16 protein-coding genes are annotated in these 14,797 nt (G+C 44.8%); 11 read left to right on the forward strand and 5 right to left on the reverse strand.

Translation table 11 applies throughout. The features are described from left to right. Positions 1-14: 14 nt before the first annotated feature. Positions 15-245 carry a hypothetical protein gene (locus E0Z06_RS00570; protein WP_132580919.1) on the reverse strand — a complete coding sequence of 77 codons (231 nt, stop codon included), beginning with the start codon at positions 243-245 and terminating at the stop codon, positions 15-17. 313 nt (positions 246-558) lie between these two features. Here E0Z06_RS00570 and tesB point away from each other — a divergent pair, with 313 nt between their 5' ends. Further along, positions 559-1,428 carry an acyl-CoA thioesterase II gene (gene tesB, locus E0Z06_RS00575; RefSeq protein WP_132580921.1) on the forward strand — a complete coding sequence of 290 codons (870 nt, stop codon included), beginning with the start codon at positions 559-561 and terminating at the stop codon, positions 1,426-1,428. Here tesB and plsB read toward each other — a convergent pair. Continuing rightward, positions 1,425-3,872 (reverse strand): glycerol-3-phosphate 1-O-acyltransferase PlsB, encoded by a 2,448-nt coding sequence (gene plsB, locus E0Z06_RS00580; protein WP_243695531.1) that lies wholly within the window; start codon positions 3,870-3,872, stop codon positions 1,425-1,427. The two genes, tesB and plsB, sit on opposite strands and share 4 nt — an antisense overlap. 131 nt (positions 3,873-4,003) lie before the next feature. On the opposite strand from plsB, the gene lexA reads away from it, so the two are divergent. From lexA to E0Z06_RS00605, 5 genes are all read left to right on the forward strand, one after another. Continuing rightward, the gene (gene lexA, locus E0Z06_RS00585) at positions 4,004-4,621 is read left to right on the forward strand and encodes a transcriptional repressor LexA (RefSeq protein ID WP_132580923.1); all 618 of its coding nucleotides are present in this window, start codon (positions 4,004-4,006) and stop codon (positions 4,619-4,621) included. Between the two features lie 372 nt (positions 4,622-4,993). Continuing rightward, on the forward strand, positions 4,994-6,064 hold the full coding sequence (gene coxB, locus E0Z06_RS00590) for a cytochrome c oxidase subunit II (protein ID WP_132586618.1): 1,071 nt from the start codon (positions 4,994-4,996) through the stop codon (positions 6,062-6,064). 3 nt (positions 6,065-6,067) lie between these two features. Then, entirely contained in the window at positions 6,068-7,651 is a 1,584-nt protein-coding gene (gene ctaD / locus E0Z06_RS00595; RefSeq protein ID WP_132580925.1) for a cytochrome c oxidase subunit I, read from the forward strand. Between the two features lie 9 nt (positions 7,652-7,660). Further along, positions 7,661-8,218 (forward strand): cytochrome c oxidase assembly protein, encoded by a 558-nt coding sequence (locus tag E0Z06_RS00600; protein ID WP_132580927.1) that lies wholly within the window; start codon positions 7,661-7,663, stop codon positions 8,216-8,218. Between the two features lies 1 nt (position 8,219). After that, entirely contained in the window at positions 8,220-9,098 is an 879-nt protein-coding gene (locus tag E0Z06_RS00605; RefSeq protein WP_132580929.1) for a cytochrome c oxidase subunit 3, read from the forward strand. A 3-nt stretch (positions 9,099-9,101) separates the two neighbouring features. On the opposite strand, the gene E0Z06_RS00610 is transcribed toward E0Z06_RS00605, so the two are convergent. Further along, the gene (locus E0Z06_RS00610; protein WP_132580931.1) at positions 9,102-9,311 is read right to left on the reverse strand and encodes a DUF2909 family protein; all 210 of its coding nucleotides are present in this window, start codon (positions 9,309-9,311) and stop codon (positions 9,102-9,104) included. A 26-nt stretch (positions 9,312-9,337) separates the two neighbouring features. Here E0Z06_RS00610 and E0Z06_RS00615 point away from each other — a divergent pair, with 26 nt between their 5' ends. Genes E0Z06_RS00615 through E0Z06_RS00635 form a run of 5 tightly spaced genes read left to right on the forward strand, consistent with a single transcriptional unit; the run spans position 9,338 to position 13,114 of the window. After that, positions 9,338-10,069 (forward strand): SURF1 family protein, encoded by a 732-nt coding sequence (locus E0Z06_RS00615; RefSeq protein WP_132580933.1) that lies wholly within the window; start codon positions 9,338-9,340, stop codon positions 10,067-10,069. Further along, positions 10,062-10,574 (forward strand): hypothetical protein, encoded by a 513-nt coding sequence (locus E0Z06_RS00620; protein WP_132580935.1) that lies wholly within the window; start codon positions 10,062-10,064, stop codon positions 10,572-10,574. Before E0Z06_RS00615 ends, E0Z06_RS00620 begins: the two co-directional genes overlap by 8 nt. After that, positions 10,571-11,575 carry a COX15/CtaA family protein gene (locus tag E0Z06_RS00625; RefSeq protein ID WP_132580937.1) on the forward strand — a complete coding sequence of 335 codons (1,005 nt, stop codon included), beginning with the start codon at positions 10,571-10,573 and terminating at the stop codon, positions 11,573-11,575. The genes E0Z06_RS00620 and E0Z06_RS00625 overlap by 4 nt, the downstream gene beginning before the upstream one ends. Beyond that, a complete protein-coding gene (cyoE, locus tag E0Z06_RS00630; protein WP_132580939.1) occupies positions 11,572-12,483 on the forward strand; it encodes a heme o synthase in 912 nt (303 codons plus the stop codon). Before E0Z06_RS00625 ends, cyoE begins: the two co-directional genes overlap by 4 nt. Then, positions 12,473-13,114 carry an SCO family protein gene (locus E0Z06_RS00635; protein ID WP_132580941.1) on the forward strand — a complete coding sequence of 214 codons (642 nt, stop codon included), beginning with the start codon at positions 12,473-12,475 and terminating at the stop codon, positions 13,112-13,114. The genes cyoE and E0Z06_RS00635 overlap by 11 nt, the downstream gene beginning before the upstream one ends. On the opposite strand, the gene E0Z06_RS00640 is transcribed toward E0Z06_RS00635, so the two are convergent. Together E0Z06_RS00640 and nfuA are read right to left on the reverse strand one after the other, a co-directional pair. Next, positions 13,107-14,114 carry a polysaccharide deacetylase family protein gene (locus E0Z06_RS00640; RefSeq protein WP_132580943.1) on the reverse strand — a complete coding sequence of 336 codons (1,008 nt, stop codon included), beginning with the start codon at positions 14,112-14,114 and terminating at the stop codon, positions 13,107-13,109. The genes E0Z06_RS00635 and E0Z06_RS00640 overlap by 8 nt on opposite strands. Positions 14,115-14,193: 79 nt before the next feature. Continuing rightward, positions 14,194-14,772 (reverse strand): Fe-S biogenesis protein NfuA, encoded by a 579-nt coding sequence (nfuA, locus tag E0Z06_RS00645; RefSeq protein WP_132580945.1) that lies wholly within the window; start codon positions 14,770-14,772, stop codon positions 14,194-14,196. Positions 14,773-14,797: the final 25 nt, after the last annotated feature.

Raw genomic sequence — 14,797 nt, forward strand, 5'->3', positions numbered from 1 at the left:
CCAATTGGCTGCTGTTAATGTCTTATCGTTACTCTAGGTTCAGTATTAATTTGGCCTTCAATATCTATTGCTGCCATTTTGCTACCCGAACACAGTACGGCCAAACTGCCGTTGGCAATATGGCGTACAAAAAGTAGGTCGTACCCAAAGCGTTGCAGCTCAGCAACTGAAAATTTTTGGGCTAGATTCAAATCATCCCAGAAAAAATGTATATCCTTATCCAACTGGCGCCTTTCGTTTGACATAACTGGCTCCAACCACAAGGGATCACAGGCTTTTATTTCATCAGCTATGTTAGTTATGCAACCCGTTCTCGCTCTGCATATTGTTACAGACATAACCAATATTTAATTACTGCACTATAAAATAATGCCCGTAAAGCTTAGTTGAACTTTTAAATTTGTCTAGTGTAATTATCTTTGTCAGCCTTAAACGCACAGTATCAAATTAACAGTCGCGCAAACTCCCGCTTTGAACACCAAAAGCTACTTTGCTGATCGCGGTTGTTTGCGGCAGAATATCGTTGTACTTTAGGCAAGCGCAATATAAGGAGCTGCAATGAGTCAGGTATTACAAAATTTGCTCGCGTTATTAAAATTAGAGACTATCGAGCAGGGCCTGTATCGCGGCCAAAGCCAGGATTTGGGCTTTAAATCGGTATTTGGTGGCCAAGTAATGGGACAGGCGCTATCGGCTGCGAAAGAAACCCTGGCTGAAGATCGTAAAATTCATTCTTTTCACTCTTATTTTTTACGGCCTGGCGATGCAGATAAAGCCATCGTCTATGAAGTGGAAAATATCCGCGATGGTAAAAGCTTTAGCACGCGCCGTGTAAGCGCAATACAGTTTGGTAAGCCTATTTTTTATATGACAGCATCTTTTCAAGCTGACGAGCAAGGTTTCGAGCACCAAGACATTATGCCAGATGTGCCTGCGCCAGAAGATTTAGTCTCAGATTTAGAATTTTATCAGCAGCACGCTGATTTAATACCCGAGAGCTTACGCAGCAAGTTTATCTGCGAAAAAGCTATTGAAATGCGCGCTGTTGATTTTCAAAACCCGTTTAAAGCAGAAGTTAGCCCAGCAAAACGTTATGTTTGGTTTAAAGCTAACGGGCCAATGCCGGACGACTTACGTGTGCATAAATACATGTTAGCTTATGCGTCTGATTTTAACTTTCTACCAACAGCATTGCAGCCACATGGCCAGTCGTTTATGGCGCCTAATATGCAAGTTGCGACTATTGACCATGCCATGTGGTTTCATCAAGACTTTCGTTTTGATGATTGGTTGCTATATGCCGTTGATAGCCCAAGTGCGTCAGGTGGCCGCGGGCTCGTTCGTGGGCAGTTTTTCAATCGAGCGGGTAAACTGGTTGCGTCTACCATGCAAGAAGGTGTTATTCGCGCTTACCCTACCAGCCGCTAAAGCGTGCTGGTAGGAACAATATTATGGATACTTTGTAATACATCATTACGCAATAGCATACTTATGGTGGTATTGAGTTCAGATAGTTGTGGTGTAGTAAGAACGCGATTAGTCTCGTCAGTGCGAATATAAGCACTGTCTTTCAGTGCGTTTACTAAGGTGGCAAACAGCTGCTTGTCATTATATTCTGGTGCGGTTATGCCGTGTAAATTGAGCATTCTCTGTGCCAGCTCGTGGCTTTGCTTTTCTAAGTCAACCCGGCTTTGTGGCCCTTGGCTTTCTATTAGTTGTAATAGCATGGCATAGCGTTGCAGTGTGTGTTCGGCGTTATGAGCCAACAGGCTTAACATAAAATAGCCTTGGCTGCGCTGAGTGGCTGAGCGATAGTTTTCGCCATACTGCTCGGCAAGGCCGGTATCAACAAAATAGTTTAGCAAACTGGCGCAGTGCGCGTCTAAATCGGCAACAGCTAAAAATAACTCTTGTTGTAGCAACGGATAAAGCTGCCGCACTATGCTGATTAGCTGAGCTTGGTTTATTTCACGTTGATGTAGCAGTGCACTAGCAACAATGGCGGGCAAAATAAATAAATGTAGTATGTTATTGCGATAATAACTGAGCAAAATAGCGTTATCATCGGTTAGGCTAACTAGTTGACCAAAGGCATCGGTTTGCTGCTGCACTTTTTGTAATGTAAGCGCATGTTCAATTAGCTGCTCAGCACTTTCGTTAGGTAACGTTACTTGCGCATGGTAGGGCACACTTTGCTGCAGGCCAAGATACAACTCGATTTGTTGTGTTAACTCGGTACGCGTTAGGGCTTTTTTATCGGTCGCTAACAAGCATAAGGCGATAAGATTAATGCTATTAATGGCAGCCGCTTGGTTGATGCGCTGCATCATAGTGTCTGCCAATGTAGCAACAACAGGATTAAGCCACTGCGGTTTTTGCACTTCTATTGGATCAATGTCTTGTTTCCAATCGGGCACGTGCTGATTCAAATAGCTGTTCAACGTAATGGGCTCGCCAAAGTTCACATGGCCATAACCATAATCACGTAAATTACGAATCGCTTTTAACACGCCAAGCGCCGATTCTTTTTGTTTGCCAGAACCTTTTAACTCGCGCAGGTAAGTGTTCACTTCCATTACATGCTCATAACCTAGATAAACGGGTACTAAGGTTACTGGACGATCAATGCCTCGCAGCATCGATTGCAAGGTCATGGCTAGCATACCGGTTTTAGGTTGTAGCAGCCGGCCGGTGCGACTTCGTCCACCTTCTGTATAGTATTTAATTGAGTAGCCTTTACTAAATAACTGACATAAATACTCACGAAATACCGCGGAATAAAGCTTGTTACCACTAAAGCTACGCCGAATAAAAAAGGCACCGCCGCGGCGAAAAATTGGCCCAGCGGGCCAAAAGTTTAGGTTAATACCCGCAGCAATATGTGGCGGAGCTAAGCCTTGTTGATAGATAACATAGCTTAGTAGCAGGTAATCCATATGGCTGCGATGACAGGGTATGTAAACAACCTCATGGCCTTTTTGTGCAAGCTCGCGCAGCATATCTGCATTATTTACTTTAATGCCGGTATAAAGTTTGTTCCATAACCAACGTAGAACCCTGTCGCCGACGCGTAATGTAGATGCGCGGTAATCTGCTGCTATTTCAAGTAACAGTTTCTTAGCTTCTTGCCGAGCTGAAGCGACCGAAATACGTTTCGCTTTGGCTTCATCTTCTATTACTTTTTTTAACGCGGGCGAGGCGAGTAATGAGTTAAACAGTTGCGCCCGATTCGCTAGTTTAGGGCCAGTAGCTGCCAAACGTTGTCGGTAAAAGTGAAAGCGCGACATACGCAATAACTTGTGTGCGGTTTCTGCCTCAGCACCAAATTGTGCGGCCATTTGTCGTAGTTCGACCGCACGACTAAAGCGTACTAATGTATGGCGGCCAGAAATTAATACTATAAGCAGCTTGGCCAACCAATTTGGTGCATGAGCTTCACCTAGCAGCCATCTGATACTGTTTTCTTTTCCCGGTGCGCGGCCCCACAACAATGCTATAGGTACTAGTTGTGCATCTAGTTGCGGGTTATCTAAATGCGCTTGTAGTAACGCTCTACCTTGAGCTAATGCTTGGGTTTTGCCACGTTTAAACACTAAGGTATGTGGCTTTTCCAGAAAGAGCGTACGTAGGTACGTCTTACCGTTTAGGTTAACGTCATCTGCCGGATCAGGCAGGCCTAATTTTTTACAGGCACGGCGAATGGCGGCGAAATCGGCAGGTGATTCGGTAGCGCAAATATAAAAAAAAGGCCGGTTTTTATCTAACCCAAGCTCAGTAACCGGTTGCTCAGGGACAATTTTGTACTTCAACAGTGGCAACATTGGCCATTTTAATAAGGCTGCAAATAATTTTATCGGCCGAAACATCGCCATCTCACCCTAAGCAAAAAAGGGGCATAGCATAACATGGCAACGCAGTGCAGAAAATTGCGTATAACCAGAAACTTGCAATTGCAATACGCCTGTATATACTCACAGTATTCACTGTACAGGTAACCAGCACTATGAGACCACTAACGCCAAGACAAGCAGAAATCCTGCAACTGATAAAAACCTATCAACAAGATAGCGGAATGCCACCAACACGCGCCGAGATAGCGCAGCAGTTAGGTTTTAAATCAGCAAATGCGGCTGAAGAGCATTTAAAAGCACTGGCAAAAAAAGGCGCGATAGAAATGATGCCTGGCACGTCGCGAGGTATTCGCTTAATTGACACTAATGAACCTGAACAGTTAGGTTTACCTTTAATAGGTAAGGTAGCCGCCGGCCAACCTATTTTAGCTGCTGAGCACGTGCAGGAGCATTATCAGGTTGATGCTAACCTGTTTAAGCCGCACGCCGATTTTTTATTGCGGGTGCAGGGCATGAGTATGCAGGATATTGGTATATTAGATGGTGACTTACTGGCAGTACATAAAACTAATCAAGCCCAGCCGGGGCAAGTAATTGTAGCTCGTGTTGACGAAGAGGTAACGGTAAAGCGTTTCCAACGTGATGGCAGTACTGTGTTGCTACAGCCAGAAAATAAAGATTTCGACGTAATTAAAGTAGACTTGCGTGCACAGCATTTTGCCGTTGAAGGTTTGGCTGTAGGCGTTATCCGCAATGGCTCTTGGCTATAATTTATACTAGAGTCAAAAGGTTATTTTCAAAGATGCGCTGGTATGACCTCATTGGTTTGCCAGCGTTTTTTTGTTTTTGGGGTTTACACTTCGCGTAATTTGGACAATTCTTAAGCTGAAACTGATTAAAAAATAACAATAGGGTCAGTTTTGGTTTCGACGACAATCGTCAAACCCATAATAACAATAATTAGCTGATGAAACTTAACGCATAGATTCGGTGTGGGTGTTTAGGAACCGTGAATTACTGTGTACTTAGTTTCTGCAGTTTGCTTTGCAAAATGACAGAGGAGAAGTCCAGTGACGAAAACGCGTAGTCTTCGTTGGTCGCTGCCAACCCTGCTTTCAGCTGTTTCCCTTAGCGCTAAAGAAATGCCCCTTAATATGACACAAGGGGCTACAGAAATAAGTCAGAAGGTTTATACCCTACACATGACAATTTTCTGGATTTGTTGTGCTATTGGAGCAGTGGTGTTCGGGATCATGTTTTGGTCTATCGTTCGCCATCGAAAAGCACGTGGTGTGCAGCCGGCTCAATTTCATGAAAGCACCAAAGTAGAAGTAGTCTGGACCGCAATACCTGTAGTCTTGCTCATTCTTATGGCCATTCCGGCCACGAAAACATTAATTGCCATGGAAGATACCTCTGAAGCGGATATCACTGTGGTGGTTACTGGTTCGCAGTGGAAGTGGCATTACAAATACCTTGAACATGACGTTGAGTTTTATTCTTTGCTGGCAACGCCCAAAGAACAAATTTCAAACCGCTGGCAAAAAGGCGACAACTACCTATTGGAAGTTGATCGTCCATTAGTGCTGCCGACTGGCAAAAAAGTACGCTTTTTAATGACCTCCGATGATGTTATCCATTCTTGGTGGCTGCCTGCCTTTGCGATAAAAAAAGATGCTAACCCGGGTTTTATTAATGAAACTTGGGCACGTATTGATGAACCCGGAGTTTATCGTGGCCAGTGCGCTGAGCTTTGCGGTAAAGATCACGGTTTTATGCCAATTGTAGTGATTGCCAAAACGCCGGCCGAATTTGACATCTGGCTTAATGCTGAAGCTGAACGCATTGCTAAAGCTAAGGCAGAAGAACAAGAACTTTTGGCCATGAATATGAGTTTAGAAGAGCTGATGAGTGTGGGCGAACGCACCTATGTTGGCCATTGCGCAGCTTGTCATCAACCGAATGGTGAAGGTCTGCCTGGTATATTCCCAGCGTTAAGAGGCAGTGCCATCGCCTTAAATGATCAGCCTGCCCATATTAATATTGTACTTCATGGCAAGGCCGGTACTGCAATGCAAGCTTTTGCTAAGCAATTAAGTTTAAAAGAAATTGCAGCGGTAATTACTTATGAGCGTAATGCTTGGGGTAATAGTACCGGTGAGCTGGTACAGGCTGCGGACGTGTATGCGGTTATGCAAGGTAAAGGGGAATAACGGATGAGTGCAGTAGTGACAGATCACGAGCATGAGCATCATGACCATCGACCCAGTGGCATAAAGCGCTGGTTATATACCACAAACCATAAAGACATCGGCACCATGTACTTAGTATTTGCGCTGATTATGTTTTTTATCGGTGGCAGTATGGCAATGGTGATCCGCGCTGAATTGTTTCAGCCAGGGTTGCAGTTTGTAGAGCCGAATTTCTTTAATCAAATGACCACCGTGCATGGTTTAATTATGGTGTTTGGTGCGGTTATGCCCGCTTTTACTGGCCTAGCCAACTGGATGATCCCTATTATGATTGGCGCGCCAGATATGGCATTGCCACGGATGAATAACTGGAGCTTCTGGATTTTACCCTTTGCCTTTTTAATTCTACTTGGTTCGTTATTTATGCCAGGTGGCGGGCCAAACTTTGGTTGGACTTTTTACGCTCCACTATCTACCAAATTTAGTGGTGACAGCACCGCGTTGTTTGTGTTCTCAGTACATATTATGGGTATATCGTCCATTATGGGCGCCATAAACGTAATTGTTACTATCTTCAATATGCGTGCGCCCGGCATGACCTGGATGAAAATGCCAATGTTCGTCTGGACTTGGTTAATTACCGCATTCTTGCTAATTATGGTGATGCCAGTGTTAGCAGGTGCAGTAACTATGGTGCTGACTGATAAGTACTTCGCTACCAGCTTTTTTGACGCGGCAGGTGGTGGTGACCCTGTGCTATTTCAGCATATCTTTTGGTTTTTTGGTCACCCTGAAGTGTACATCATGATTTTACCGGCCTTTGGTATTGTTTCTAGCATAGTACCAACCTTTGCGCGTAAGCGGCTATTTGGCTATTCATCAATGGTTTATGCCACCGCCAGTATTGGCTTATTGTCATTTTTGGTTTGGGCGCACCATATGTTTACTACCGGTATGCCGGTGTTTGCTGAATTGTTCTTTATGTACTGCACCATGCTAATTTCGGTGCCAACTGGGGTAAAAGTATTCAACTGGGTTGCCACCATGTGGCGTGGTGCCATGACCTTTGAAGTACCTATGATGTTTGCGCTCGCCTTCGTGGTGTTGTTTACCATCGGCGGTTTTTCGGGATTAATGTTAGCGATTACACCTGCTGACTTTCAGTACCATGACACCTACTTTGTGGTAGCGCACTTTCACTATGTACTGGTAACAGGCGCCGTGTTTTCCATAATTGCCGCCGCTTACTACTGGTTGCCGAAATGGACCGGCTATATGTACGACGAAAAGCTAGGGCAGTGGCATTTTTGGTGCTCACTTATTTCAGTTAACTTACTGTTCTTTCCTATGCATTTTGTTGGCTTAGCCGGCATGCCTCGCCGAATTCCAGACTACGCACTGCAGTTTGCCGACTTTAACGCACTTATTAGCGTTGGTGGTTTCTTGTTTGGCGCATCGCAACTGATTTTTGTCTGGGTATTAGTGAAATGTGCTCGTGGTGGACAAAAAGCAACGGCACGGGTGTGGGAAGGCGCGGAAGGTTTGGAGTGGGAGATACCCTCACCGGCACCGTACCACACTTTTGATACACCGCCAGAGATTAAGTAGGAGCAACGTATGGCACTGAAGCACGCACCATTAACACTAAAACTGGCCATTGTTGCCTTGGGCATGTTTGGTTTTGGCTTCGCTTTGGTGCCGTTATACGACGTATTTTGTGATCTTACCGGTATTAACGGCAAAACCGCGACTACGGCGGCAACAGCTGAGGCTGCGGTGATTGATCTTAGCCGCGAAATTGTCATTGAGTTTATTGCTCGGCCGAATAAGCAAATGCCATGGCTGTTTAAGCCCGAAGTTACGCGGATGAAAGTGCACCCCGGTGAAATTCATATTATGAATTACTTAGCCGAGAACCCAACCCAAAGGTTGATTATCGGCCAAGCCGTACCGTCGGTTTCGCCAGGTCAGGCCGCGTTATATTTTCACAAAATAGAATGCTTCTGCTTTACCCAACAACACTTAGCTGGTGGTGAAAACATGTTGATGCCATTACAGTTTTATATCGACCCAGCACTGCCTAGTCAATTTTCGACTATTACGTTGTCGTACACTTTGTATGATGTCACTAGTGCTTGGGAAGGCACAGCGGCTTCAGCACAATTAGGGGAATAACATGAATAAAACCTATGAAAAATATTATGTTCCCGCGCAAAGCCCTTGGCCGATAGTCGGCGCCGTGGCCTTATTTTTAATCGCAGTGGGTGCTGGAAACTTTGTCAACGAGGTAACTAAACAACAGCCGGGTTTTGGTGGCTACATGCTTACTGCCGGCTTTGCTGTATTAATACTAATGCTGTTTGGTTGGTTTAAAAACATTATCGATGAGTCGATGAGTGGCATATATAGCGATCAAATGGACCGTTCGTTTCGCTATGGCATGAGCTGGTTTATTATGTCAGAAGTGATGTTTTTTATGGCGTTTTTTGGTGCTTTATTTTACGGTCGAGTTATCGCACTGAACTGGCTAAGTGGTGGCAGCAATAATGCCATGACCTTTGAGTTACTATGGCCAGAGTTTGAAGCGATGTGGCCGTTGTTAAAAACGCCAGGCGGCACTGAAACTCAAGCGATGCCGGCATTTGGTTTGCCGCTAATTAATACGGCAATACTGGTTATATCGTCTGTTACGTTGCACTTTGCGCATGTTGCACTGGAGCAAAGTAAACGCGGCACGCTAAAGCTGATGATGTTTGTCACTATCGTATTGGGTATTACCTTTCTTAGTTTACAAGTATATGAATATATTCATGCTTATACTGACTTAGGTCTAACCTTAGCTTCAGGTTTTTACGGTAGCACCTTTTTCTTACTGACTGGTTTCCATGGCATGCACGTTACGCTGGGCACAATTATCTTAATTTTTGTGTTTTTGCGGATATTAAAAGGACACTTTACGCCAGAAAAGCATTTTGCCTTTCGCGCCGGTGCTTGGTATTGGCACTTTGTTGATGTGGTGTGGTTGTGTTTGTATGTGTTTGTTTATGTACTGTGACGTTTAGTATGGTCTGGGGTTGGGCTCTATCAGCCCCATAGCCTGCGCAATAAAAAGTAACAACAACAAAAGGGCAGAAAACACGACTCGCCAACCAATAAAACGCGACATTTTAACATTGGGCTGATCCTGTTTAAGCATGGCCAGTCCAGCACGAACTAAATTAATAATAATAAAAAGTAGTAGCGCGATGATAATTAATTTAATCAACATAGGTTACAAACTCCAACGTGGTTGTCATGCAAGTTAAGCTGGCAAATCATTGCTTTACGCTTAATCCGCTGTGGTCTGGTCTCACTTTGACCGCTTTTGTTATTTTAATCAACCTGAGCTTGTGGCAGCTAAATCGCGCTGAAGAAAAAACCCAGCAGCTAGCAAGGTTGGCCGTGCTACAAACTGCAGGTGCACTGTCGCCATCACAACTTGAAACTATTAATAGTGCCGACCGAGATGGTATTCCGGTACAAGGATCAGTGCGTTGGCTAGCGCCAGCAATTTGGCTGCTAGATAACCAAATTGTTGATGGGCGGGTAGGTTACGACGTAATTATTCCGGTACAAGCGGATGGTTTAGCCCAACCTTTATTAGTTAATTTAGGTTGGCTGGCAGCAACAGCACAGCGTGATGAGTTCCCCCAACTGACGATCCGGCCGGAATTTACGCTATCGGCTTTGTTACGAACCAAAGTAGATGGCCTAATGCTGCTTGGCCAAAATGCAGAACAAACCGGCAGCTGGCCAATGCGTATTCAACAAGTTAATTATGAAGAGCTGTCTGCGATGAGCCATTTGTCGTTATATCCGGCGCTGTTATATCAGCAAAATAATACCGATTTTATACCGCATTATAAGCCGGTGGTATTACTACCAGAAAAGCACCGGGGTTATGCACTGCAATGGTTTTTGTTGGCAGTTGTCGTGCTGGGCGTGGCTCTAGCCGCTAGTCATCAAGGAAAAGCAAAACATGAATAAAAACAAATTTTTGCTATTATTTTTACTCTGTTGTGGCTTGCCATTATTAGCCGCTAAGGTGGTATTGGCAATGGGCTGGTATAACGGTGGCGCCTCTAGTAATGGGCAGTGGCAGCAGTCTGATGTGTTTTTGCTTGACGCCACCAAGGATCAAGCGCATTGGCGCTTGGCCGTTACATCAAAAGCGCAGTGCAACGAACATTGCTTGCAGGCACTATTTACATTAAAGCAGCTTTATATTGGTTTAGGCCGTAAGCAAGACCAAGTTCAGCCAGTGCTAATTAGCCAACAAGCTGTACCTGACGACTACGCGATGTTTGTATTAAGTGCGCCACGCCAAGCTGTACCTGCCGCACTTGAACAGCGTATTTTATTGATCGACCAACAAGGCTTGGTGCTACTTAGCTACCCGATGCCAGAGGCGGAGAGTGAAATGGCACTAACAGCCAAGGCCATTCGAAAAGACTTACTTAAATTACTTAATTACGACCGGACTAGCGCATGAGAACACAACAATGGCTGGCAGGTATCGCTATTTTTCTTACTATGGGTGTTATTTTATTAGGTGCATACACTCGGCTTACCGATGCGGGTTTAGGTTGCCCCGACTGGCCAGGTTGTTATGGTTTTTTAAAAGTCCCAGAGCTGCAGCATCATATTACTGCGGCTGAGCAGGCATTTCCTGAGCGACCGGTGGTAGCACATAAAGCTTGGAACGAAATGGTGCATCGTTATTTTGCTGGTAGCTTAGGTTTGCTGATCGCTGCTATTTTTTTCAGCAGTATATTTAGCAAGCATAGCGGCAAAGTAATACCCAGTGTGTTGCTGGCTTTGGTGGTGTTTCAAGCCGCGCTTGGCATGTGGACAGTTACGTTAAACCTGTTGCCATTAGTGGTGATGGGGCATTTATTGGGCGGCTTTAGTATTTTAAGCTTACTTGCCGTGCATTGGCTAAAATTGCATCCAGAATATCGCGTGTTTGAACCTAAGCTAATATCCCTACAGCCCTTTGCTTTGCTAGTAATAGCGATATTAATTTGCCAAATCGCTTTAGGTGGGTGGACTGCAGCAAACTACGCGGCTTTGGCTTGCATAGAGCTACCGGTATGTGAGCAAGGCTGGTTGCAACGCCTAAATGTCAGTGAAGCTTTTTCGTTACACCTTGGCCATGACGATTACGAATACGGTGTGATGTCAGCTGAAGCCCGGCAAACCGTGCATGTGTTTCACCGCTTTGGCGCAGTAATAACCTTGTTAGTGCTGGCCAGCTTTTTGCTACAGGTATGGCGCCGAGCGACAAGCAGCACTTTAAAACGCCTGACCTTAGCCGCAGCGCTATTATTGCTGCTACAGTTTAGTTTAGGTGTGTTGAACGTGGTATTGCATTTACCACTAGCTAACGCTGTAGCGCACAACTTTGTTGCGGCAAACCTGTTAATGCTGCTGGTGCTAATTTATATGCAATTGCGCCATAGTAATACCAACGTAGGCAAGGAGACACTATGACTGCAGTACTAAAAGCAAGAGCCGCCAATAACCGGCTACGTGACTATTTAGAAATAACTAAGCCTAAAGTTGTAGCGCTACTGGTATTAACCGCGTGGGTAGGCATGATGCTAGCCGTGCCTGGTTTACCTAGTGTGCAAACATTGTTTTTTGCTACCTTAGGCATAGGTTTGCTGTCGGCGGCGGCGGCGGCTATTAATCATGTGGTAGACCAGCGTATTGATGCCCAGATGGCGCGTACTTATAGCCGGCCAGTGGCAAAAGGGCGCATTAGTACTACTCAAGCAACCAGTTTTGCAATAGGTTTGGCGGTTGCTGGTTTTGTTGTGCTGTATGTTGTGGTTAATGCGTTAACTGCGTGGTTAACCCTAGCCAGCCTATTTGGTTATGCCGTGGTTTACACCATGTTTTTAAAGCGAGCTACACCACAAAATATTGTTATCGGTGGTTTGGCTGGCGCAATGCCACCATTATTAGGCTGGACTGCTGTGACCGGCGAAATTCATGGCCACGCATTATTGCTGGTGATGATAATTTTTGCTTGGACGCCGCCGCACTTTTGGGCTTTGGCTATTCATCGACGCGACGACTATGCCAAAGTAAATATGCCAATGTTACCGGTAACCCATGGTATCGACTTTACTAAAAGTGTGATTTGTCTTTATACCGTTATCTTATTCTTGGTATGTTTAATGCCATATTTAGTCGGTATGAGTGGTGCAATTTATCTAGTCGGCAGCGCTCTGCTAAATTTCCGCTTTATGCAATACGCATGGAAATTGAAGTTTAATGCTGATACCGGCACCGCAATGGCGACATTTAAGTTTTCAATTGTGCATCTAATGGTACTATTTCTGCTGTTGTTAGTTGACCATTACTTTAAGGTGTCGCCGATCTATGTTTCGTAACCTAACTTACGTTTTATTATCAGCTGCAGCGCTGGTTGTTGGTGTTATGTTGTACCAGCTGTCGCAGATGAATAACGAACCCAAGCTAGCATTAGTTTATCCGCAACCTAGGGCTTTAGCCGACTTTAATTTAACCGATCAGCATGGTGAGTTGGTTAATCGTGAGCGATTATACGGCCAGTGGACACTGGCTTTTGTTGGTTACACTTCCTGCCCCGATATTTGTCCGCTTACATTGGCAAAGCTTGCTGGTGCGCAACCAGAATTAGCGACTTTAGTAAAGCAGCCTTTAAAAATATGGTTTATTTCTGTTGATCCAAAACGTGATAATACTGAGCAGCTTAATCGTTATGTTAATTACTTTGACCAATCAAACGTACTAGGCATGACGGCAGGGCATGATCAGTTGTTTCCTTTTGTGCGTCAGTTAGGGCTTATGTATGCACTTAGTAGCACTACTGCAGAAGATTACTTGGTTGACCACAGTGCATCGGTTGCGCTTATTAACCCGCAGGGCCAGTTAGTGGCAATGTTTAAACCGCCAATGCAACAGGGCGAATTGCCGGTTATTAATGTTGAGCAGTTGCGGGCTGATTTCCCTCTGGTGTTAAACAAGCTTAACGCTAATTAAGCCAAGGTTGAGAGTACCAGTAGTAATAGCCCGGTTTACTTAATGCTGGCGCCGTGCAGTTATACCTGCTGCGGCCTTTTGCTAAGGTTTTTGTTGCGGTAACACTAAAGGTATTATCATTTAACCAGCTTGGTTTCATTAATTCACTACCGGAAAAACACTGCAATTGCTGTGGTTTAAAGTCTGCAGTATTCAAAGTAACAGTCAGTGTGGGCGGGTTTTGCTTATTAACTGGGTTAACGCCATGATAGTCGCTAATATGAAAAGGTAGCGTGCGTAGTTTCTGGCTAAGGTTAGTTAGCTCGGCGTACTGGCCTGCCGCTGGGTAGCGCGGAATACTGCTTAGTGTCGTATTATTACCAATTGCGCCAGAGTGTTGACCAATACCAATAAAACCAAGATCTAATACTAGTTTTTCCAATTCAGCACTGTATTCGCCGTAAGGATAAGCCAACCATTGATGACGTTGCCCGGTGTGCAGTTCAATGCTTGCTTCTGCACTTAAAATGCTTTGCTTCATTCGGTCAAGCCACTGTGCTTGGCTTTCGCCAGCGTCTGGTTTTGCCATATGTTCATGCCACATAGCGTGGTTGGCTACGAGTACGCCATCATCAGACATTTGCTTTACTTGTTGCCAGTTTAATAGCGGGCCATCACCCTTGTCGATGCTGCCAGGACTAATAAAAATGGTGTACGGGTAACCAAACTCTTGCAGTATTGGGTGTGCAGTGGTGAAGTTGTTCTCATAACTATCGTCAAACGTAATAACCACTGCATTATCGGCAATAGGCTGGTTGTTTTTCAATTGACTGATAAGTGTATCTAAGGCGACAACCTGAAATTTATTGTCTTTTAAGTGCTGTAGATGCTGGCGTAGCTCGGTTGGCGTAACGCTAGTAACTCGTGGCGTATCGGTAGCAACATGGTGATAAATTAACATTACAGCCGCCTGTGCCGGCAACAAGGTTAATAGCAACAAAGGCAGAATGAAACGTAGCATCACAACCTCAATATAACAAAAACCAGCTATTTATTATCCGTAAATAGCTGGCTCTTTTTAGTCAGGGTTACCGTTCGGCTTAGTAGTAAGAGTGCTCACCGCGTTCGTGTTCGGTAACGTCTTTTACGGCCGTTAGCTCACCAACAAAGCGATTGAGCAATTCTTTTTCAATGCCTTCTTTTAGTGTTAAATCAACTTGAGCACAGCCGTTACAACCACCACCAAACTGCAATACCGCAACACCTTCTGGTGTCAGCTCCATTACAGATACACGACCACCGTGGTTGGCTAGTTGTGGATTTATTTCACTATCGATAACGTATTGCACGCGCTCCATTAATGAGGCGTTGTCACTCACCTTGCGTACTTTGGCGTTCGGCGCTTTTAATGTAAGCTGAGAACCCATTTGATCGGTAACAAAGTCAATTTCCGCGTCAATTAAAAATGGTTTACTTTCGCTATCTACTACCGCATTAAACCCGTTAAAGTTTAAGGTTAAATCAGCTTCTTCCACAGCGTCTGGTGGGCAGTAAGATACGCCGCACTCCGCTTGGGCCGTGCCTGGGTTAACAACAAACACCCGAATATTGGTGCCAGCTGCTTGCTTAGATAACAGCTTGGCAAAATGCTCTTGCGCCTGTTCAGAAATCATAATCATAAGAGTACCTGACTAAATTACTAGG

It is taken from the genome of Rheinheimera sp. D18 (assembly GCF_004345025.1).
GTDB lineage: Bacteria > Pseudomonadota > Gammaproteobacteria > Enterobacterales > Alteromonadaceae > Alishewanella > Alishewanella metallidurans.